The 20640-nt window shown below is 68.3% G+C and carries 15 protein-coding genes and 2 pseudogenes; 5 read left to right on the top strand and 12 right to left on the bottom strand.

The genetic code is table 11. The features are described from left to right. Positions 1 to 73: 73 nt before the first annotated feature. Positions 74 to 2230: a TonB-dependent siderophore receptor gene (locus OU996_RS00965; RefSeq protein ID WP_267583820.1), complete on the bottom strand. Its 2157-nt coding sequence runs from the start codon at positions 2228 to 2230 to the stop codon at positions 74 to 76. A gap of 242 nt (positions 2231 to 2472) precedes the next feature. Here OU996_RS00965 and OU996_RS00960 point away from each other — a divergent pair, with 242 nt between their 5' ends. The 3 genes and pseudogenes from OU996_RS00960 (at position 2473) to OU996_RS00950 (ending at position 3896) form a co-directional block, all read left to right on the top strand. Then, complete coding sequence (locus OU996_RS00960; protein WP_267583819.1) at positions 2473 to 3123, top strand: TetR/AcrR family transcriptional regulator; 651 nt, start codon at positions 2473 to 2475, stop codon at positions 3121 to 3123. Positions 3124 to 3186: 63 nt separating this feature from the next. After that, positions 3187 to 3696 (top strand): annotated as a pseudogene (locus tag OU996_RS00955) (recombinase family protein); the annotation flags it as partial. Positions 3697 to 3764: 68 nt separating this feature from the next. Next, entirely contained in the window at positions 3765 to 3896 is a 132-nt protein-coding gene (locus OU996_RS00950) for a hypothetical protein (RefSeq protein ID WP_267583818.1), read from the top strand. Between the two features lie 293 nt (positions 3897 to 4189). Here the strand turns inward: OU996_RS00950 and OU996_RS00945 are convergent, their stop codons facing one another. The 3 genes and pseudogenes from OU996_RS00945 to OU996_RS00935 form a co-directional block, all read right to left on the bottom strand. After that, complete coding sequence (locus tag OU996_RS00945; protein ID WP_267583817.1) at positions 4190 to 5215, bottom strand: Hsp33 family molecular chaperone; 1026 nt, start codon at positions 5213 to 5215, stop codon at positions 4190 to 4192. Between the two features lie 149 nt (positions 5216 to 5364). Further along, a complete protein-coding gene (argF, locus tag OU996_RS00940; RefSeq protein WP_267583816.1) occupies positions 5365 to 6312 on the bottom strand; it encodes an ornithine carbamoyltransferase in 948 nt (315 codons plus the stop codon). 13 nt (positions 6313 to 6325) lie between these two features. Continuing rightward, positions 6326 to 7516 (bottom strand): annotated as a pseudogene (locus OU996_RS00935) (aspartate aminotransferase family protein); the annotation flags it as partial. A gap of 680 nt (positions 7517 to 8196) precedes the next feature. On the opposite strand from OU996_RS00935, the gene OU996_RS00930 reads away from it, so the two are divergent. Next, a complete protein-coding gene (locus OU996_RS00930) occupies positions 8197 to 8700 on the top strand; it encodes a GcrA family cell cycle regulator (protein ID WP_267583815.1) in 504 nt (167 codons plus the stop codon). Between the two features lie 130 nt (positions 8701 to 8830). Then, the gene (locus OU996_RS00925; protein WP_267583814.1) at positions 8831 to 9619 is read left to right on the top strand and encodes a M48 family metallopeptidase; all 789 of its coding nucleotides are present in this window, start codon (positions 8831 to 8833) and stop codon (positions 9617 to 9619) included. A gap of 18 nt (positions 9620 to 9637) precedes the next feature. Here OU996_RS00925 and OU996_RS00920 read toward each other — a convergent pair whose 3' ends face one another. The 8 genes from OU996_RS00920 to OU996_RS00885 form a co-directional block, all read right to left on the bottom strand. Next, positions 9638 to 11818: a transglycosylase domain-containing protein gene (locus tag OU996_RS00920; RefSeq protein ID WP_267583813.1), complete on the bottom strand. Its 2181-nt coding sequence runs from the start codon at positions 11816 to 11818 to the stop codon at positions 9638 to 9640. Positions 11819 to 11924: 106 nt separating this feature from the next. Beyond that, positions 11925 to 12884 carry an amidohydrolase family protein gene (locus OU996_RS00915; RefSeq protein ID WP_267583812.1) on the bottom strand — a complete coding sequence of 320 codons (960 nt, stop codon included), beginning with the start codon at positions 12882 to 12884 and terminating at the stop codon, positions 11925 to 11927. A gap of 29 nt (positions 12885 to 12913) precedes the next feature. Beyond that, a complete protein-coding gene (locus OU996_RS00910) occupies positions 12914 to 13819 on the bottom strand; it encodes an AEC family transporter (protein ID WP_267583811.1) in 906 nt (301 codons plus the stop codon). Between the two features lie 66 nt (positions 13820 to 13885). Continuing rightward, positions 13886 to 16681 (bottom strand): [protein-PII] uridylyltransferase, encoded by a 2796-nt coding sequence (locus OU996_RS00905; protein ID WP_267583810.1) that lies wholly within the window; start codon positions 16679 to 16681, stop codon positions 13886 to 13888. A 239-nt stretch (positions 16682 to 16920) separates the two neighbouring features. After that, the gene (locus OU996_RS00900) at positions 16921 to 17523 is read right to left on the bottom strand and encodes a PRC-barrel domain-containing protein (protein WP_267583809.1); all 603 of its coding nucleotides are present in this window, start codon (positions 17521 to 17523) and stop codon (positions 16921 to 16923) included. Between the two features lie 107 nt (positions 17524 to 17630). After that, complete coding sequence (locus OU996_RS00895) at positions 17631 to 18110, bottom strand: hypothetical protein (protein WP_267583808.1); 480 nt, start codon at positions 18108 to 18110, stop codon at positions 17631 to 17633. A 279-nt stretch (positions 18111 to 18389) separates the two neighbouring features. Then, entirely contained in the window at positions 18390 to 19709 is a 1320-nt protein-coding gene (locus OU996_RS00890) for a sensor histidine kinase (RefSeq protein ID WP_267583807.1), read from the bottom strand. Between the two features lie 12 nt (positions 19710 to 19721). After that, positions 19722 to 20525: a response regulator gene (locus OU996_RS00885; protein WP_267583806.1), complete on the bottom strand. Its 804-nt coding sequence runs from the start codon at positions 20523 to 20525 to the stop codon at positions 19722 to 19724. Positions 20526 to 20640: the final 115 nt, after the last annotated feature.

The following is a 20640-nucleotide window of genomic DNA, read 5'->3' as shown; positions in this document are numbered from 1 at the left end:
CTGCAAAGCCCGCCGGCCCAACCGCCAAGCATGAGCGCGCCGCAGAAGCTGCGCCGGTCGAGAGCGCCCGGCACTACCATGTGTAGCGCAGGCCCGCGAGCACCAGCCGCCCATTGCCGAACTGGCAGTAATAGGACGAGCTGCAGCTCGAATAATACTCGGTATCGAGCAGGTTGGTGACGTTCAAAGTCGCCTTGAAGCCCTTCAGGCTCTTATTCAGAACGCTCAGATCATAGCTGAGCGCAGCGTCGACCAGCGTGTAGCCGTCGAACTCCAGCGTGTTGGCGTTGTCGGCATAGCTCGGGCCGACGATGCGCACGCCGCCGGCGACCATGAGCCCGTTGAAGGTGCCGGAATCGAAGGTGTAGCTCGCCCAGAAGGAGCTGAAATAGTTCGGCACCGCCGGGGGGCGCTTGCCGATATCGGCCGGGTTGCTCGACTCGGTGACTTCCGTGTCGAGGAAGGTGACGGCCGCGATCAGTTCGATGTTGCGGGTGACATTGCCCCGCGCCTCCAGCTCGATGCCGCGCGACTGTACTTCCCCCTGCTGCACGTTGAGCCCGGTGAGGACGTCTTGCGTCAGCACGTTTTGCTGGCGGATATCGAACGCCGCCATGGTGAACAGCGCGTTGAGGCCCTCCGGCTGATACTTCAGGCCGATCTCATATTGCTCGGCGGTGGAGGGCACGAAGGGCGTGCCGCTGATGTCGACGCCGCTCACCGGCTCGAAGGAGGTGGCGTAGCTCACATAGGGCGCGAGGCCATTGTCGAAGAGGTAGAGCAGGCCGGCGCGGTAGGTCGTCGCCTCGCTGTCCTGGACGGTGCTGGTGTTGGTGAGCAGGTTCTCGGAGTTCTGGTCCACCCAGTCGTGGCGGATGCCGAGCAGGGCGCGGAACTGGCCGAAGCTGATCTGGTCCTGCGCGTAAATGCCGGTCTGCCAGAGCGACTGGTCGGCGTTGATGACGGTGCTGAGCGCGCCCACCGGCTGGCCATATTGCGGGTTCACCACATTGAGCGACGTCGCGCCGCCCATGAGATACTGCCAGCTGCTCGACGTGTTCTCATAGTCGATGCCGAACAGCGCCGTGTGCTGGAAGGCACCGGTCGAGAAGTCGAACTGCAAATGGTTGTCGGAGGCGACGCCGCCGACCTCCTCAATGGATTGCAGCGCCGCGCGGGGAATAAGCCCGTCCGCGCTGATCGGGCCGAACATCTGCAGCGACTGGAAATCGACGTCGACATGAGAGTAACGCAAGCTCGACTTGAAGCTCACCATGTCATCGAAGCGGTGCTCGAACGCGTAGCCGATGCCATATTGCTCGCGGCTGAAGGAATCGAAGTCCGGATCGCCGACATTGAGGTCGCGGTTGAGATAGGACTTGTAGGCAGCGGGGGCGAGCTCGCTCGGGTAGAGCGAGTTGAAATAGCCGCCGTCGGGGTCTTTCTGGTAATAGCTGCGCAGGGTAAGCGAGGTGTCGGCATCCGGCTGCCACGTCACGATCGGCGCGACGGCGAGGCGCTGCTCGTCCACGCCGTCATACTGTGTCCCGGAGTCGCGGCCGACGAGGCTGAAGCTGTACTGCCAGGTGCCGTCCTTGGTGATCGCGCCGCTGGAGGCGAGGCCGGCCTGGATGCGGTCATAGGTGCCGCCCTGCACGAAGACCTCGCCATGCGGCTCCACGGTGGGCGATCGGCTGATCTGGTTGACGATGCCGCCGGGGCTGACGGCGCCATAAAGCAGCGCGGCCGGGCCCTTCAGCACATCCACCCGCTCCAGCAGGAACGGATCGATCGATGTCTGCGCGAAGGCCTGCCCACGCGGGAGCTGTAGCCCGTCCAGGAAGCTCACATAGTTGGTCGCGGTTCCGAAGGAGCCGAAGCCACGGATGAAGATCGAATCGTAGCGTGCATTGGTGTCGCGATCGGACAGAACGCCCGCCGTGTAGCGCAGCGCCTCGCTCACCGTCTGCGGGTTCTGCTCGTCCATCTGGCGGCGGGTCACGCTGGTCACGGACAGAGGCGTCTCAAGCACCGGCGTGTTGGTCCCGGTCGCGGTCGCGTTACGTGTCTGCAGCAGAGGGTCGGCATCGGCGCCCGCGGCTTCCTCCACGGTGACGGTCTCGAGCGCGATGGGCGCCTGTTGGGCCGCGGCAGCGTGCATCGCAGCGTTCATGGCGGCGAGCAGCGCGCCGATGGAGACGGCATGCCGGAACAAGGTGCGCTGGACCATCGTGCCCTCGTGGAAAAGACCGGGCCTGTCGCGGCGAGCGGCGCGACCGGGTGCGCGATCTGTTGGTTGTCGATGAAGCGCAGATATATAAACGGGACGGTACCGTCCAGTTTATTTATGCTTGTTATCAATAGATTAGAATTGGACGCAAGTGCATTTTGGGTTATGGACGCGGGACAGGCGTGACGCGTGGAGCCGGGTGCCCACGTGCGCTAGGTTGGCGGCGACAGGCAGGGGGGAGCATGATCGAGAAGGTGGTGCGGCGACCCCTTCGCGGCGGGCGGCCCTCCCGCGGCCAAGCGCAGGAGCCGGTGGAGCGGATCCTCGAAACCGCAACGCGCCTGTTCGCCTCGCGGGGCTTTGCCGGCACGTCCATTGACCAGGTCGCCGCGATCTGCGGTGCGGGCAAGGATACGATCTACCGGCGCTTTCCCTCCAAGGTGGCGCTGTTTGAAGCGGTGGTCGAGCACGCGAGGGCGCGCGCCCTCGCTCAGGTGCCGGACCTGTCGGCCATTGACGGGGAGCCACTGGAACGGCTCGAACGGCTGCTGCGCATCTTTCTGACGATCAACATGGAACCCGACCTGATCGCGCTGAAGCGCATTACCTTCAGCGAGGCGGTGGTCCTGGAGCGCGCGGGCCCGGCCGTCGGACAGCCCGATCCCCTCATGACCCGGCTGGTCGACGCCGTTGTCACCGCGCAGCAAGCCGGCTCCCTCGGCGCCGGGGATCCCGAGGCGCTCGCCGCCCATCTGATCCATGCGCTGGTGTCGATCCCGACCACGGACGCCATGCTCGGTGGCGCCACTTATGCCGCCCCGGATGCGCTGGATGCGCATTTCACAACGACGTGGCAATGGCTGCTGCGCGGGGTGAGTGGGCGGGGGAACTGACGACCAAGGGAGCATTTCGATGCGATGGCACGCCTTTTTACCCACCCCGTCATCCATCAGCTCCGGGATTATGCCGAGCGGCAGGGCTGGAGCATCGTCGAGAGCTACACCGATCGCGCCATCTCCGGCGCTTCACTGATCCGCCCTGGCATCCAGAAGCTCATGGCCGATATGCAGGACGGCCGGTTCGACATCGTGCTGTCGGAAGCGCTCGACCGCATCAGCCGGGACCAGGAGGATGTCGCCGCCGTCTTTAAGCGCCTGCGCTTTGCCGGGGTGCGGCTCATCACTCTCTCAGAGGGAGAGATCAGCGGACTGCATGTCGGCCTCAAGGGTACGATGAACGCGCTGTTCCTGAAGGATCTGGCGCTCAAGACCCACCGGGGCATCCGCGGCCGGGTGGAAGCGGGCAAGCTCGGCGGCGGCAACGCCTATGGCTATCGCGTGGTGAAGCCGCTCGATGCCCGAGGCGAGCCGGTCCGCGGCGAGCGCGAGATCATCGACGCCGCGGCCGAGATCGTCCGCCGCATCTTCCGTGAATATGCCGCCGGCAAGGGGCCCCAGCGCATCGCACCAGCCACCTGCGGGGCACTGGCTGCACCAACAGCCGGACCGTCACAGGTGACAAGCTTGAGGCGCGCGTGGTGAACGGCCTGAAAAACCGGCTCATGGCGCCGGACAAGGCGGTCGAGGCGATGCGGGCCTTCGCTGAAGAGACCAACCGGCTCACCGGGAGCGTCGGACTTTCTGCGCATCTGACCGGCACGAACTGAGCCAGATCGAAGCTTTCATCCGCGAGATCGTCGCCGTCGTCGAGCAGGGCGGCGTCCATCGCGCGCTGCTGGACCGACTGACGGCTCTGGAGGCCAAGCAGGCCGAACTCCAGGAGCGGCTGGCCAAGGCTCAGGCCAGACGTCCCGTACCTGCATCCCAACATCGCCGAGCTCTATCGCCGCAAGGTCGACAGGCTATCCGAGGCCCTCGACCATCCCGGGGCCGGGATGACACCTGGCCGGCCATGACGGCGGGCAGGCGGGTGGCGTCCGGGCGCGGCCGCGGCTCGCCCTCAGTTCCCGGCGGCGGCCTCGCCGGCCTCGTCCGGCCCGACCACTTCCTCTGCCGTGAAGCCGTAGTTCCGGCCGCAGAACTCGCAGGTGACGGTGATGCGGCCGTCCTCGACCAGGCTCTCACGCTCCTCATGGGAGAAGCTGGCGAGCACGTTCTTCACCCGCTCCTGCGAGCAGGAGCATTTGGCGACGACGTCCTCGGCGTCGAAGACGCGCACGCCGCGCTCATGGAACAGGCGATAGAGCAGACGCTCGCTGGAGAGGTCGCTGTCGACCAGCTCGATATCCTCCAGCGTGGCGACCAGCGACTGCGCCTCCATCCAGGCATCGTCGTCGTCTCTCTCCGGCAGTTCGATGCCTTCCGGCGCGTCGCCGGGATGCAGATCGACCGGGCGCAAGCGCCCGCCCTCGGTCGGCAGGAACTGCACCATCAGCCCCCCGGCCCGCCAGGACGAGGCGGCTCCGCCGGGGCGCATCTCCTCGGCGACCGCCAGCCGCACGCGGGTGGGGATCTGCTCGGACTGCGTGAAATACTGGTGCGCGGCCGCTTCCAGCCCCGCGCATTCCAGCGCCACCACGCCCTGATAGCGGTTGACGCTCAGGCCCTGGTCGATGGTCATGGCCAGATGCCCGTGGCCGAGCAGCGCGCCGCTGTCGATGCCGAGACCCGCCGCCTGAAGCGCGGCAAGGCGCTCGGCGTCGAAGCGGGCATAGGCGCGCACATCCTGCGGCGCGGTGAAGTCCACCACGAGCAGGTCGACCGGCCCGTCGGTGCGGGTCTGCAGGATGAAGCGGCCGGAGATCTTCAGCGTCGAGCCGAGCAGCACGGTAAGCGCCACGGCTTCGCCCAGCAGGCGCTTCACCACGGGCGGGTAATTGTGGTGGGCGAGCACGGCGTCAAGCGTCGCACCCAGGCGCACGACACGCCCGCGCACGTCGAGCCCGTCGACGTGGAAGGGGGTCACGCGGTCGTCCACCGCCTCGGCGGAGGGCGGGCGGGAGGGAAAGTCGATATGTTCTGTCATGTCGCCCGCCCATATGGGTGCGAGGGGAGAGTTTCGCGAGGGGCCGTGCGAGCCCCTGCGCAAGCCGACGGTCCGCGTGCCGAAGCCCGGCCCGAGCGGGAGCCCGGGCCGGGTTTGATCGTCAGGGAACCGCCCGGGTCGTCCGGCGCTCAGGCCGCCGCGCCCTCAAGGCACCAGGCGAGGATGCCCTTCTGCGCGTGCAGCCGGTTCTCCGCCTCGTCGAACACCACCGATTGCGGGCCGTCCATCACCTCGTCGGTGACTTCCTCGCCGCGATGGGCGGGCAGGCAATGCATGAAGATGGCGTCCTTGGAGGCGCGCCGCATCAGCGCGCCATTGACCTGGAAAGGCTTGAGCAGATTGTGCCGGCGCTCGGCCTCGGCGTCGCCCATCGACACCCAGGTGTCGGTGACCACGCAGTCCGCGCCTTCCACCGCCGCCTCGGCCTGGTGGCCGAAGCTCACCTTGGCGCCGGTCTTCTTCACCCAGTCGACCAGCGCCGGACGCGGGGCAAGCTCGGGCGGGGTCGCGACGTTGAGCGCGAAGTCGAAACGCTCGGCCGCGTGGACCCAGGAGGTCAGCACGTTATTCGCGTCACCGGTCCAGGCGACGGTGCGTCCGCTGATCGGGCCCTTATGCTCCTCGAAGGTCATCACATCCGCCATGATCTGGCAGGGATGGCTGTCGCGGGTGAGGCCGTTGATAACCGGCACGCTGGCATGGGCCGCCAGCTCCTCGAGCGCCTTGTGGTCGAGGATGCGGATCATGATGGCGTCGACATAGCGCGAGAGCACCTTGGCCGTGTCGGCGATGGTCTCGCCGCGGCCGAGCTGCATTTCCGCGCCGGTGAGCATGATGGTCTCGCCGCCGAGCTGGCGCATCGCGACATCGAAGGAGATGCGCGTGCGCGTCGAGGGCTGGTCGAACACCATGGCCAGCACCTTGCCGGCGAACGGCTTCGCGGCGGCGACCTCGCGGCGGCGGCTCTTGAGGTCGTGCGAGAAGCGCATCAGCGCGCGCAGTTCTTCGGCCGAGAGGACGTCGAGGTCGAGAAAATGTTTCACGGCGCTGGCCGTGCTTCCATTCGTGCCGCTCATGCTGCCGCTCCTTCACGGCGCCGGCCTCAAGGCCGCTTTCGATCTTCGTGCAGGCGGCGTCGAGCCGCGTGAAAGCCGCGTCGATTTCCGCCGCGCCGATGGTGAGCGGGGGCAGGAGGCGGACCACATTGTCGCTCGCCGCCGGCACCAGCATGCCTTCCTCGCGCAGCGCGGCGATGAGGTCGGTGTTCGGCACATGGGTGCGCAGGCCGAGCAGCAGGCCCTCGCCGCGGATCTCGTCGATCACGCGCGGGTGGCGGTCCTTCAGCTCGGCGAGCTTCTGGCGCAGCCGCCCGGCGGTGTCCTGCACCTGGTCGAGGAAGCCGTCGGCCAGCACCACGTCGAGCACCGCATTGGCGACCGACATGGCGAGCGGGTTGCCGCCATAGGTCGAGCCATGGGTGCCCGCCGTCATGCCGCGCGCGGCTTCTTCCGTCGCGAGGCACGCGCCGACCGGGAAGCCGCCGCCAATGCCCTTGGCCACCGCCATGATGTCCGGCGTGATGCCGGCCCATTCATGGGCGAACAGCCGGCCGGTGCGCCCGACGCCGCACTGCACCTCGTCGAGGATGAGCAGGATGCCATGGGCGTCGCACAGCGCGCGCAGCTCGCGCAGGAACGACCAGGACGCCGAGCGCACGCCGCCCTCGCCCTGCACCGGCTCGATGAGGATGCCGGCGGTCTCCGGCGTGATCGCAGCCTTCACCGCGTCGAGATCACCGAAGGGCACATGGTCGAAGCCGGGCATTTCGGGGCCGAAGCCTTCGAGATATTTGGCGTTGCCAGCGGCGGCGATGGTCGCGAGCGTGCGGCCATGGAAGGCGCCGTTAAAGGCGATGATGCGGTTGCGCTCACCGTGGCCGCCGGCGAAATGGTACTTGCGCGCCATCTTGATGGCGCACTCCAGCGCTTCCGCACCCGAATTGGTGAAGAACATGGTGTCGGCGAAGGTCGCCTGCGTGAGCCGCTGGGCGAGGCGTTCGCCGCCCTCGATGCGGAACACGTTGGAGATGTGCCAGAGCTTGCCGGCCTGCTCGGTGAGCGCGGCGACGAGATGCGGGTGGGCGTGGCCCAGCACGTTCACGGCGATGCCGGCGGTGAAGTCGAGATATCGCTGCCCGTCGCGCGTGAACAGCCAGGCGCCTTCGCCCCGCTCGAATACGAGGTTCACACGGTTATAGGTCGGCAGGACGGGGTCGATCACCACTCCCCTCCATCTCTTCTTCAAATGCCCCAGCGATCAGACAGGGGCAGGCCCAAAACGAAACGTGCCGCCCTTGCGGGGGCGGCACCCGAGAGCGCGGATTTTATAGAAGAACCCTTGAGGGTCAATATTGCGCCGGGGCCTCGCGGCCTCAAGCGGGCAAGAAAGAGCGGCCCCGGCGCGCGGACCCGCTTTTCGCTCATCGGTGCTCGGCCTCGAAGACCCGCCGTCGGCTGCGGCGTGCCGGGGATGACGGTCGTGCCGGGAACGGGGCAGATATGGCCGAGCACCCCTGCGCCCCGCGTGACGGAGGCACAACCCCAAAAGGGGCCTGCCGGGTTCTTTCCGGAACCGTTCCAGGCGGCGCGGCGGGCTTTTGGTGGATAGGGCGGATCAAAATACCAGCGGAGTGGCGAGGGCCGCCGACTCAAGTTATTGATCCGACTCATATCCTTTCCCGAGTGTTGCGGCGCGGACTCTCAACTGGGGAAAACGATCGTTTCGGACGTGAACCTACTGTCCGCGAGTCTGCGCATATTGTAGCCTTCTCCTCGTCAGATACGACATCTCGTGCGGCGGCATTCCCAGTGGCGTTATGCGGCGTTTCTTCCCGGCCGGGGTTCTCGGCCGGAGGGCCACGGGATTCCGCCTGCTGGGCGGCGAGCGAAGGAGGCACAGCGATGAACTGGACGGATGAGCGCGTCGAGCTGCTCAAGAAACTCTGGTCCGAGGGCCTCTCGGCCAGTCAGATCGCCGCGGAGCTCGGGGGCGTCACCCGTAACGCCGTCATCGGCAAGGTTCACCGGCTCGGCCTGTCGGGCCGCGCCAAGGCGGTGGCCGCCCCGGCTGCCCGCCCGCGCAAGCCGCGCCCGACCACCAGCGCCCCGGCGGCCCGCCCGATGGTTCAGGGCAACACGGCTCTCGCGCCGGTGCTGCACCCGGTGATCGAGCCCGAGCCGGCCGAAATGCCCAATCCGGTTGCCAATGTCGTGCCGATGGCCGACCGCTGCACCATTCTGAACCTCACCGAATTCACCTGCCGCTGGCCGGTGGGCGACCCCGGAAAGGCGGACTTCTTCTACTGCGGCAGCCGCACCAAGACCGGGTTGCCCTATTGCGCTTATCATGCGCGCATCGCCTACCAGCCGGTCCAGGACCGCAACCGCCGCCGGTTGGCGCGCTGAACGTCACGCGCTGATCCTGGCGCGCTGATCGCCCCCGCCGCTGCGGAATGAACCGCGGCGGCAAAACCTGGCTGACGCCCGGCCCGCAGGGCGCCATAATGGCGCCCGGATTTCCCGGCCCGGTGGACTGATGCTCTTCCGCCCCGCGCAGCCTCCCGCCCCGAAACGCGCACCGTCGCGGGCCACCCGTCCTGTCGTGGTGGAGCCCGCGAGCTTCCGCGTGCGGGTCGGCACCGAGGAAATCCCCGTCACGCTGCGCCGAAATCCCCGCGCCCGTCGCTATACGTTGCGTGTGCGGGCGGCGACGCGCGATGTGGTGCTGACCCTGCCGGCGCGCGGCACGCTGAACGAGGCCTATGATTTCGCCCGCCGCCATGCCGGCTGGATCAAGGTGCGGCTCGACCGTCTGCCGCAGACGGTCGCCTTTGCGCCCGGCGCGGTGATCCCTGTGCGCGGCGTACTCCATCGCATCGTGCATGCACCGGCCGCGCGCGGCACGGTGTGGACAAGCGAGGCGGGAGGCGTGCCGGCGCTCATGGTGGCCGGCGAGGCGGCCCATGTCGCCCGGCGCCTCACCGATTTCCTCAAGCGCGAGGCCAAGCGCGATCTCATCGAGGCCTCCCGCCGCCACGCCGCCGCGCTGGGTGTCACCATCACCCGCGTCACCCTGCGTGACACGGCGAGCCGCTGGGGTTCGTGCTCGGCGCAGGGCGCGCTGTCCTATTCCTGGCGGCTGATCTTCGCGCCCGCCGAGGTGCTCGACTATCTCGCCGCCCATGAGGTGGCGCACCGGCGCGAGATGAACCACGGCCCGCGCTTCTGGGCGACGGTCGACCGGCTGTTTCCCGGCCGCGAGCGCGCGGAAGCCTGGCTGAAGGCGCATGGCGCCGAGCTTCACCGCTACGGCGCGGAAGACTGACGTCGCCTTGGCCGAGGGTCAGCTTCGGCCGAACAGCTTTTCCATCAGCCAGTTGTCGAGGCCCGGCTTCGGCGGGCTGCGCGTGGCGGGCTGCGGGCCGCCAGTGACCACCGGTTCCTCCGGCACCTCGCCCGGCGGCACCGTGCCGCCCGGCAGATAGGTTCCCGCGCCGGGCAGCGCGACCGGCGGCATGTCCTTGTGCGCCGCCTTCATCACCTGGCTCCAGATATCGACGGGCAGGCCCGAGCCGCCGGCCTTCTTGGTCGGCGAGGCATCGTCATTGCCGAGCCACACGCCGGCGATGAAGCGGCCGGTATAGCCGAGGAACCAGGCGTCGCGGTAATCCTGGCTGGTGCCGGTCTTGCCCGCCGCCGGCCAGCCCGGCAGGTCCGCCCGCCGCGCGGTGCCGACCAGCAGCACGTCCTGCATCATGCGGTTCATCATCGCCACATGCGGGGGCGCCATCACCATGCCCCGGCTCGGCTGGGCATAGGCGTAGAGCACCGTGCCGGACTTGTCGCGCACACGCTCGATGACATGCGGGGTGATGCCGATGCCGCCATTGGCGAAGGGCGCGTAGGCGCTCGCCATCTCCAAGAGCGAGACTTCGGAGGTGCCGAGCGCGATGGAGGCATTGGGCTCGAGCTTGGAGGTGATGCCGAGCCGGTGCGCGGTCTTGATGACCTCCTCCGGCCCGACTTCCAGCGCGAGCCGCACCGCCACGGTGTTGAGCGAGAAGGCGAGCGCCGTTTTCAGCTCCACCGGGCCGCGATAATCCTTGGAGAAATTCTCCGGCTTCCAGCCCTTGATCTGGATCGGCGCGTCCTCGCGCACGCTCTCGGGCGTCAGCCCGCGCTCCATGGCGGTGAGGTAGACGAAGGGCTTGAAGGAGGAACCGGGCTGGCGTTTGGCGGTGATGGCGCGGTTGAACTGGCTCTCCTCATAGGAGCGCCCGCCGACAAGGGCGCGCACGCCGCCATCGGTGTCCATCACCACCACGGCGCCCTGCTCGACGCCGAATTTCTTGCCGCTCTTGGCCAGCGTGTCCTTCAGCGCCCGCTCCGCCGCCGCCTGCAGGCTCGGCTCGATGGTCGTCTGGACGATGATGTCCTCGGTGATCGGCCCGACGATGGATTTGAGCTGCTCCATCACCCAGTCGGCGACATAGCCGGTGGAATCTGGGCCCTGGCCCTTGGCCAGCGTCGCCGGGCGGGCGAGCGCGGCCTGCTGCATTTCCGCCGAGATGAAGCCCGCGTCACGCATCGCCGCCAGCACCACCTCGGCGCGGGCCTGCGCCCCGTCGAGATTGCGCGTCGGGGCGAGGGAGGAGGGGGATTTGACGAGGCCGGCCAGCATCGCCGCCTCGGAGAGCGTGACCTGCCGCGCCGACTTGCCGAAATAGCGCTGCGCCGCCGCCTCGACGCCATAGGCGCCCGCGCCGAAATAGACGCGGTTCATATAGAGTTCGAGGATCTCGTTCTTGGAGTATTTGGTCTCCAGCCAGATCGACAGGATCAGTTCCTGGATCTTGCGCGAGAGCGTGCGCTCCTGCGTCAGGAACAGGTTCTTGGCGAGCTGCTGGGTCAGCGTCGAGCCGCCCTCGCGCAGCCGTCCGGCGGTGAGATTGACCACCACGGCGCGGGCAAGGCCGAGCGGGTCGAGCCCGAAATGCGCATAGAAGCGTCGGTCCTCGATGGCGACGAAAGCCTGCGGCAGATAGGGCGGCAGCGCGCGCAGCGGCACATTCGCCCCGCCCATCTCGCCGCGCGTGGCGATCGCCTTGCCGTCCGCGCCCTGGATGATGACGGTGGGCGGCCGGTCGGGAATGGCGAGGTTCTGAATCGGGGGAAGCTGGCTCGCCTCATAGAAGATGAGGCCGCCTATCGCGATCACGCCCCAGAGGCCGAGCACCACGCCCCAATAGAACAGCCGACTGATGAGCCCGCGCTTGCGTCCCCGCCCGCGCCCGCCGCCGGCGGCGCCGCGCCGCGCCGTCTTCCCCTCGCCGGAGGAGTTTTGCGAGCCCTGTGATCCCTGGGAGCCGCCCTTGCGCCGTTTGCCGCCCGAGGCGCGCTCGCGGGCGAGGGGGGCGGCGGCCAGCGTCGGGCGGTCCTCGGCGGTCAGGCGCAGGTCGCCGTCGAAGCCGGGCGTGCCCAGCACCGGCTCCCGCCGCTCGATCTGACCGCGCCGTCCGAACATGAAACGCAACACCCCCAGGCCCCACCGGTAAACGAACCCTAAATGACGGCGTTTAAAGGGGGGTTAAGCGGAGAGATTGCGGCGCGGCGGGGGGCCGGCTCGCGCCTCAGCCGGCCGGCAGGCGCAACAGCGCCTGCGCATTGCGGCGGCAGACCTTGTCGCGCACCGTCTCGTCGATCGCCGCGTTCTCGATGAAGCGGGCGGCGGTGGCGGAGTCCTCATAGGGGTAGTCGATGGAGAACAGCACCCGGTCCTCGCCCAGCGCCGAGAGCGCGGCGATGAGCGGCACGTCGGCGCATTGGCCGGAGGTGGTGACGTAGACGTTGGTGCGCAGATAATGCGAGGGCGGGGCGGCGAGCGGGCGGTTGCCGGTGGTCAGCGCGGCCCGGCTGTCGAGGCGCCAGAGCACATAGGGCAGGGTCTCGCCCATATGGCCGAGAATGAGCCTGGCGCGCGGGTAGCGGTCGAACACGCCGGCAAAGACCAGCCGCAGCGCGTGCGAGGCGGTCTCGAAGGTCCATTCCCAGGTCGGCTTGAGCAGCTCGTCGCAGCCTTCCAGCACATAGGGCTTCACGAAGCTGTCGTCGGGATGCAAATAGAGCGGCACGTCGAGCGCCTCGAGCCGCTCCCAGAACGGGGCGTAACGCGGGTCGTCGAGATAGACGCCGAGCGTGTGGCCATTGACCATGGCGCCGACGAAACCGAGCTCGCGCACGCAGCGTTCCAGCTCGTCGGCGGCGCCCACGGGATCCTGCAGAGCGAGATGGGCGAAGCCGGCATAGCGGTCCGGCCGGCGCTGGATTTCCGTGGCGAGCAGGTCGTTCGCCAGCCGCGCGCCGCGCAACGCGACGGCGGTGTCGGGCTCGATCTGCACGCCCGGCCCGGAGAGCGAGAGCACCGCCCGGCCGACCCCCGCCGCGTCCATGGCGGCCAGCCGCCGCTCGCCGAAATCCGAGAGCTGGGCGACGATGTCGGCATAGACCTCGGGTGTCACCTTCGGCATGGCGTGGCCGAGATAGTCGAGGAAAGCCGGGAAGACGACGTGTTCTTCAAGCGCGATCTTCATGGGGTCGTCTCCGGGAGGGCAGGGAAGGGTCAGAAGCCGGCGATCAGCGTCCACCAGCCCAGCGCGGTGAGCATGGAGAGCGGCACGCCGATGCCGATGAGGGCGGCGATCAGGTCGGGCTCGAGGTCGTTGTCCATGGCGATGACGCTGGCGCCGAGCATAGGCGGCATGGCCATTTCCAGCATGGCGATCTTCGCGACCGGGTCCGACGTGTCGCCGAGCGCGGCATAGAGGCCGATCAGCAGGGCGGGGGCGAGGAGCAGCCGGTGCGTGAGCCCCACGCCGAGCGGCGCCAGATGGTGCTTCAGCCGGTCGATGCGCAGCGCATAGCCCACTGCGGCGAGTGCCAGCGGCGTGAGCGTCGCGGCCAGCGCGGTGATGATCTCATCGAGCCAGTCCGGCCGGTCGAGATGGTTGGTGGCGAAGGCGATGAGGATGGCGATGAAGGGCGGGAAGATGATGATGCGCTTGCTCACCGCCTTCAGGTCCAGCCGCCCCTCGCTCGCCACGGCCGCGATGGCAAGGCCCAGCGTCGAGAGCGCGAGATAGGAGCCGAACAGGTCGATGACGATGCCGAGGCCCAGCCACTGGCTGCCGGCGAAGGCGGCGATCATCGGCAGGCCGACAAAGGAGGTGTTGCCCCAGCCCGCGCCGAGGATCAGCGCCCCGGTGCGCCCGCGCGACCAGCCAAGCGCCCGGCAGAGCGGCACCAGTACGGCGATGGCCACCGCCACGCCCAGCCACGGCGTCGCCGCCGCCAGCCACCAGTCGGGATGGACCGTGAGCTTGTGAAAACTCTCCAGCGCCGCCGCCGGCAGCGCGACATTGATCACCCAGCCGGACAGCACCTTGCCGGCATTGTCCGGCAGCCGCCCGCTCCAGCGCAGCACCACGCCCAAAGCGAGGCACACCAATATCAGCGCGATCTCATGCACGCGGCAGCTCCCGGAAGGGTCGACGGGATTTCGATACCGCGCCGGGCGCGCCCTTGCCAGCGTGCTTTACGCCGCGTTCGCCTCGTCGTCTGCGTCGAGCACCGCGAGGAGCGCGCGGCGGATGGCGGAGTGGCGGGCGGCGCCCATGATCTTGGCGCCCATCAGGTCGGTGACGTAGAACACGTCGACCGCCCGCTCGCCGAAGGTGGCCACATGCGCCGAGGCGATGTTGAGGTTGAGGCGCGAGAGCGTCTGGGTGAGGCCGTAGAGCAGGCCCGGCCGGTCGAGGCCGGAGACCTCCACCACCGTGTGCTTGTTCGACCACGAATTGTTCAGCGTCACCTCGGGCTCGACGGTGAAGGCGCGCGGGCGCTTGGTGAGCTTCTTCGCCACCACCTCGGGCAGGCGGATCTCGCCCGACAGCGCCTTCTCGATGGCGCCGGCGATGCGGTCGGCGCGGCGCAGCTCGTCCTCGTCGCGCTCGAAGGCGCGGGTGAGCGAGATGGTGTCGAGCGCCCGCCCATCCGTCGTGGTGCTGATCTGCGCGTCGACGATATGCGCCCCCGCGCTGGCGCAGGCGCCGGCGATGACGGCGAGCAGCTTGGGGTGATCGGGCGCGAAGACGGTCAGCTCGGTGATGCCGCGCGCCGGGTCGGTCTTGGTCGCGGTGGCGAGCGCGCGGCCCGCCGTCTCGGCCTCGACGATGAAGCGGGCATGGGCGACCTGCTGGTCGCGGTCGGTCTGCAGCCAGTAGGACGGGTAGTGGCGCGCGGCATAGGCCTCGAGCGCGGGCGCCTGCCAGTCCGTCATGGCGGCGCGGAATTCGGCCTGGGCGCGGCCCACGCGTTGGGTGCGGTTGCTCTCCGAGAAGCCGCCGGTGACCACCGGCTCGGTCTCGTAATAGAGCGTGCGCAGGAGCTGGGATTTCCAGTTGTTCCACACGCCCGGCCCGACGGCGGCGATGTCGGCGGTGGTGAGGATTTCCAGCAGCCGCATCCGTTCGAGGCTCTGCACCACGGCGGCAAAGTTCTCGATGGTCTTGCGGTCGGAGAGATCGCGCGACTGCGCGATGGTGGACATGGTGAGGTGCTGCTCGATCAGCCAGGCCACCGTGTCCGTATCGCTCGGCGACAGGCCGAAGCGCGGGCACAGCTTGCGGGCGACGCGGGCGCCGGCGATCGAATGGTCCTCCGGCCGGCCCTTGGCGATGTCGTGCAGGAAGGTCGCGACATAGAGCAGCTGGCGGTTCTTGATCTGCTGCATCAGTTCGTTGGCGAGGCCGAAATCCGGCCGGTCGCCCTGCTCGATGCGCGCGAGCACGCCGATGGAGCGGATGAGATGCTCGTCCACCGTGTAGGAGTGGTACATGTTGAACTGCATCATCGCGACGACGCGGCCGAAATCCGGCACGAAGCGGCCAAGCACGCCGGTCTCGTTCATCCGCCGCAGCACGATCTCGGCGCTGTCGCGCGAGCACAGGATCTCCAGGAACAGCCGGTTGGCCTCGGGGTGCTCGCGCAGCCGCGCGTCGATGAGCTTGAGCGAGCGCGTGGCGAGGCGCATCGCGTCCGGGTGGAAGGCGAGGCCGTGCTTGCCGGCGAGATAGAAGATGCGGATCAGATTGACCGGATCGCGGCCGAAGGCGCTCGAGTCGGCGACGTTGATGCGGTCATTGTCGACGATGAAATCGGTCGTTTCCTTGAAGGTGCGGCGCGGCGAGCGGCGCAGCCGGGCGATCATCCGGTTAAGGCGCGGCACCGGCTTGTCGTGGCGGTCCTCCAGCGCGGCAGAGACGATGGCGGTGAGATCGCCGACATCCTTCGCCACGAGGAAATAGTGCTTCATGAAGCGTTCGACGTCGCGCATGCCGGGATGCGAGACATAGCCGAGGCGCTCGGCCATCTCGCGCTGCACGTCGAAGGACAGGCGCTCCTCCGCCTTGCCGGTGACGAAGTGCAGATGACAGCGCACCGACCAGAGGAAATCCTCGCAGCGGCGGAAGATGCGGGCTTCCTCGTCGGTGAACACGCCCTTGGCGACGAGTTCGCGCGTCTCGTGGACGCGGTAGACATATTTGGCGATCCAGAACAGCGTGTGCAGGTCGCGCAGGCCGCCCTTGCCGTCCTTCACATTGGGCTCGACCACATAGCGCGACTGGCCGCCGCGCTTGAGGCGATCCTCGCGTTCGGTGAGCTTGGCGGCGACGAACTCGGCGGCCGTGCCCTGCACCACTTCCGCATCGAAGCGCGAGGTGAGTTCGTTGAACAGGGCCCGCTCGCCCAGCAGCAGCCGCGCCTCCAGAATGCCGGTGCGGATGGTCATGTCGGCACGCGCCTGGCGGATGCACTCATCGACCGAGCGCGTGGCGTGGCCGACCTTCAGCCCCATGTCCCAGAGCACATAGAGCATCGCCTCGGCGACGCTCTCGCCCCAGGCCGTCTGCTTGTAGGGCAGGAGGAACAGGATGTCGGTGTCCGAGCCCGGCGCCATCAGCCCGCGCCCATAACCGCCGACGGCGATGATCGCCATGCGCTCGGAGGTCGAGGGGTTGTCGGAGGGGTAGAGGTAGCGCACGACCAGCTCATGCACGAGCTGAATGATCTCGTCCTGCAGGCGCGACAGCCGCTCGGCGCAGCGCCGGCCGGAGCCTTCCTCCATCAGCCAGCGCTCGGCGGTCTTGTGGCCGTGCTGATAGGCGACCTTGAGCCGGCGCGCCAGCTGGCCGCGCAGCTCGATCTCGCGGCCCGAAGCGGGCCCCTGCATGACGGAGGCGGCGAGGGCGGAGAGTTCCACCCGCATCGCGTCGAGATCGAAGAGCTCGCGGAAGGGATGGTCGGCGCGGCGGCGGCGGGGCTCGGTCATGTCGGGGTCCGGCTGGTCACCCCCCGCTTTACCCGATCCGCGCGGCCGCGTCATCGTGCGCCGCGTACTCCCTCGCCAGGTGGCCGGGCAGGGCGGAAACGCCAACTGGGAAACGCGACATGCCCGGCCACCTCACACGGGATGGCCGGGCATGTCCGTCCTGACGGGCGCGGCGGGCGCGGCCGTCGCTAGACGAGATCCCCGGCGCCGGGCCGGGGATCGCTAGGTGATGCGCGCGGTCAGTTGGTGGTGGCGGGAGCGGCCGTGCCGGTCGTCGCGTTCGAGGCGTCGCCACGATTATCGTCCAGCGACTTGAACTCGGGCGCCGAATTCAGCTCTTCCTTGGTGAGGGCGACGACGATCTTCTGGCCATTGTCGGTCGGGGTCGGGGTCAGCGAGTCGAAGGAGACCGCGACCGGCTTGGCGCCGATGCCGAGGAAGCCGCCGACATCGATCACCGCCGCGACGATGGAGCCGTCACGGTCGATCACCACGTCGCTGATCGAGCCGAGCGACTCGTCATTGGAGGTGACGACGGCGGTTCCCATCAGGTCCGAGCCGAGCCACTGGCCGCTGGACTGGGTGCTGACGAATTTCGGCGTGGCCGGCACCGTGGTCTGGGCGGCGTTGGAGGTGCCGGTCGGAGCGGTTCTGTTGTTCATGGTGCCGGTCGGGGAATTGGGCATCTCCGACGCGGGTGCCTGCGGGGTGCCGGCATCGGGGGCGACCGGGGAGGCGGCGGGCGGGGTCGTGCTGCCGGGGGCCGCACTCTGCGCGAAGGCCACCGCGGGAGCCAGCGACAGGGCGGCGACGGCCGTGAGGGTCACGAACTTGTTGGTCATCGTCTTTCTCCTGTACGTAATATGTCGAGGATGGCGCGGCCATTTCGGCTGCTTGTAAAGTAAACGTAGGCGAGTTACTTTTGTTCCGTCCCGACTATTGCGCAAAATCAGAAGATAATATTACCAACCATCTCGGCCGATGCGACGCAGATGGTCAGGTCTTCGGTAGCGAGGCTTGAGCGGGTGGGGCCGAGGGCGGAGACGCAGCCTTTCGGCGTGCGCGCGGCGCGGGCGGGTTGAAGCTCAGGCGCGTTCTGCGCCGTCGCAGCGCCATTGGCGCCGACGGGAGAGAGGGCGGGCGCGCCCGGCAGCACGTTCTTCGCCATCATGGAGCTGCCGACCGGCGCCGGCGGGAGGCGCAGATCGAGCCGCGCGCCCTTTATGGAGCGGTTGACCATTTGTGCCTGCGTCGGCAGTTCGCGCGGGCCCTGGAGTGTCGCGGCATGTGCCGTCGCGGCGTTCACCGCATGCGGCGCGGTGCTGGCGCCGAGCGCCACCGCGGCCAGCGGAATCGCCAGCGCGAAGCCGCAGACGGCGCCGACGAGACAGGAGGGGGATTTTCCGGCGGCACGGACAAAGGCGTTCATTGTGCTTCTCCACCCGGATGCCCGGAACGGCGGCCATGAACGGCCTCACCATGCGCGGCCAGGGGCCCCGCCGGATCGTCGTCCGCGAGCGGTGATCGTTGAAAACTCGGAGGGAGCTGGCCTCATCGCGCCGTTTCCCCGCCATCGCATGGTTAACGCGCGTGAAACGCGCCGGGTTCCCGGCGGTAGGTCAATGAGGTCAGGCGTCAACGATGTGTGATCGCGAACCCACGGTGCCTGGTCGTGGGGGCCCCGGCGGGGGCGCGGCCTAGCGCGAGATCAGCGAGTGGAGGTGACGTGCGGCTCGGGGACCGTGACGTGGCAGGACAGGCCGGTGGTCGCGAAGTCCAGCTCCACCGTGCCATCGAGCGCGCGCGCGAGGTTGCGCTCGATGACCAGCGAGCCGAAGCCGCGCCCGCGCGGCGGCTCCACCGGTGGCCCGCCGCTCTCCGTCCAGGACAGCTCGAACCCGCCCCCGGCCTCGACCGGGCGTCGCGCCCAAAGAATCGAGACATGGCCGGTCGGCACCGACAGCGCGCCATATTTCGCCGCGTTGGTGGAGAGCTCGTGCAAGGCGAGGCCGATATTCTGCGCCGCCTCGGGCTTGAGGAAGATATCCGGCCCCTCGACCGAGACCTGGCTGTTCTCGCGGTCGATGTGATGGCCGAGCTGCGAGCGCACCATGTCGGTGAGCGAGGCGCCGTGCCAGCCCTCCTGCACCAGCAGGTCATGCGAGCGGGCGAGCGCCTGCAGGCGGGCGCTGAAGATCTCGACGAAATCGTCGATCGAGCCGGCATGGCGGGCAGTTTGCCGGGCCATGGCCTGGATAACGGCGAGCAGGTTCTTCGAGCGGTGCGTCAGCTCGCGCATGAGCAGGCGCAGATGCTGCTCGTTCTCCTTGCGGTCGGTGACATCCACCACCGCGCCGGTGAGGCCGACGGTGACGCCGGAGAGGTCGCGCAGCGGCTCGACATGGACATCATACCAGCGCTTGGCGCCGTCCTCGTCGACTTCGGCCTCGCCTTTGCGCGGCTCGGTCGCGCCCAGCGCCTCGCGCTTCAGCAGCGAGATCGACTGCGCCTGCGCCTCGCCGAGCAGATCCGCATCGGTCGCGCCGACGGCCATGTCGACGGGATGGCCGAAGAGCGGCTTGCTCACCGAGGTGTAGCGCAGGTTCCGGTCCTGGGTGAAGACCGCCACATTGGAGCCGCGCAGCGCCATCTCATAGCGCTGCAGCACGGTGGCCAGCTCCAGCGTCAGGCGGCGCTGCTCCTGCGCCACCCGTGCCGGGGTCGGCAGGTCGGCGAGCGCCCGCAGATTCGACCACAGGGCGATGGCGCCGATGGCATTTACCAGCGCCAGACCCGTGCGCACCGCCGTCGGCATCCACTGCATGACACGGCTGTCCCACGTCACCACCAAAGTGAGCAGGCCGACCAGCAGCAGCAGCACGCCGAGCAGGCAACCAAGCAGCTTCATGCGCCCGGACAAGTCCCGGCGCAGGATCATCAGATAGAAGATGCCGGCGGACATGGCGCCGCACGACAGGATCGTCGTCCACCGCGAAGCGGTGTCGATAAGGCTCAGGTCGAGCGACATGAATGAACCGGGTCAGGCGGTGGCGCGCTGCTCCCGTGGGCGGGCCTTGCGCTCGAAGAACAGCGCCTGGCTGATCACGGCGGCGACGGTGGAGGGCTGGAACGGCTTGGCGATGAGGAAGGCCGGTTCCGGTCGCACGCCGGTGAGGAAGCGCTCGGGATAGGCGGTGATGAAGATCACCGGAACTTCCACGCCCTCGATCAGCTCGTTCACGGCCTCGAGCCCCGAGGAGCCGTCGGCGAGCTGGATATCGGCGAGGATCAGGCCCGGCGCCTTGCGGCGGGCGAGGCTGACGGCTTCCGAATGGGTACGGGCGATGCCGCTGACGCGGTGGCCGAGGCCCTCGACCAGGCCTTCGAGGTCCAGCGCGATGAAGGGCTCGTCCTCGATGATCAATACGTCGGTAGCGATCTCGGCGGCGAGCTCGCGGCCGGCATCCGCGACGAGGTTGCGCAGCGTGGGCACGCCGATGTCCAGCACGGAGGAGGCGTCGTCCTCGCTGAAGCCCTCCAGCGACACCAGGAGGAACGCCTGCCGCACCATCGGCGTTATATGTCCAAGGCGCCGCTCGCCCTGCACTTCGGCCGAGGCCGGGTCGATCTCGGCGTTGATGGCGACCGAGTTCCACAAACGGGTCAGCAGGCGGTAGAGCGCGACGCGCGGCTCGACCTGACGGTCAAGCGTCGAGGGGTCGGCGATCAGCGTTTCCAGGAGTGCGGTAACATAGGCGTCGCCCGCCGACTGGTTGCCGCTGAGCGCGCGGGCATAGCGGCGCAGGAACGGCAAATGCTGCGCGACAAGTTGCGAGGTGCTCACACGCGTCTCCCCAAAGTGCGAAAAGGCAAGCGACGGTTAACGCCATATGAGGGGCATGGTTCCATACTGCCGCAAGAATAAAATTTAAATCTGCATCGGTTCTGGAACCACCTTG

Source organism: Ancylobacter sp. SL191 (genome assembly GCF_026625645.1).
GTDB lineage: Bacteria > Pseudomonadota > Alphaproteobacteria > Rhizobiales > Xanthobacteraceae > Ancylobacter.
Note: the sequence above shows the minus strand (reverse complement) of the source record. Positions and strands in the feature narration are given on the sequence as shown.

Excerpts from the sequence above, each read along its gene's own strand:
- OU996_RS00900 (WP_267583809.1), bottom strand. The coding sequence starts at position 17,523 with ATGACCAACAAGTTCGTGACCCTCACGGCCGTCGCCGCCCTGTCGCTG.
- OU996_RS00890 (WP_267583807.1), bottom strand. The coding sequence starts at position 19,709 with ATGTCGCTCGACCTGAGCCTTATCGACACCGCTTCGCGGTGGACGACG.
- OU996_RS00915 (WP_267583812.1), bottom strand. The coding sequence starts at position 12,884 with ATGAAGATCGCGCTTGAAGAACACGTCGTCTTCCCGGCTTTCCTCGAC.
- OU996_RS00895 (WP_267583808.1), bottom strand. The coding sequence starts at position 18,110 with ATGAACGCCTTTGTCCGTGCCGCCGGAAAATCCCCCTCCTGTCTCGTC.
- OU996_RS00920 (WP_267583813.1), bottom strand. The coding sequence starts at position 11,818 with ATGTTCGGACGGCGCGGTCAGATCGAGCGGCGGGAGCCGGTGCTGGGC.
- OU996_RS00960 (WP_267583819.1), top strand. The coding sequence starts at position 2,473 with ATGATCGAGAAGGTGGTGCGGCGACCCCTTCGCGGCGGGCGGCCCTCC.
- OU996_RS00930 (WP_267583815.1), top strand. The coding sequence starts at position 8,197 with ATGAACTGGACGGATGAGCGCGTCGAGCTGCTCAAGAAACTCTGGTCC.
- OU996_RS00925 (WP_267583814.1), top strand. The coding sequence starts at position 8,831 with ATGCTCTTCCGCCCCGCGCAGCCTCCCGCCCCGAAACGCGCACCGTCG.
- OU996_RS00965 (WP_267583820.1), bottom strand. The coding sequence starts at position 2,230 with ATGGTCCAGCGCACCTTGTTCCGGCATGCCGTCTCCATCGGCGCGCTG.
- argF (WP_267583816.1), bottom strand. The coding sequence starts at position 6,312 with ATGAGCGGCACGAATGGAAGCACGGCCAGCGCCGTGAAACATTTTCTC.
- OU996_RS00905 (WP_267583810.1), bottom strand. The coding sequence starts at position 16,681 with ATGACCGAGCCCCGCCGCCGCCGCGCCGACCATCCCTTCCGCGAGCTC.
- OU996_RS00945 (WP_267583817.1), bottom strand. The coding sequence starts at position 5,215 with ATGACAGAACATATCGACTTTCCCTCCCGCCCGCCCTCCGCCGAGGCG.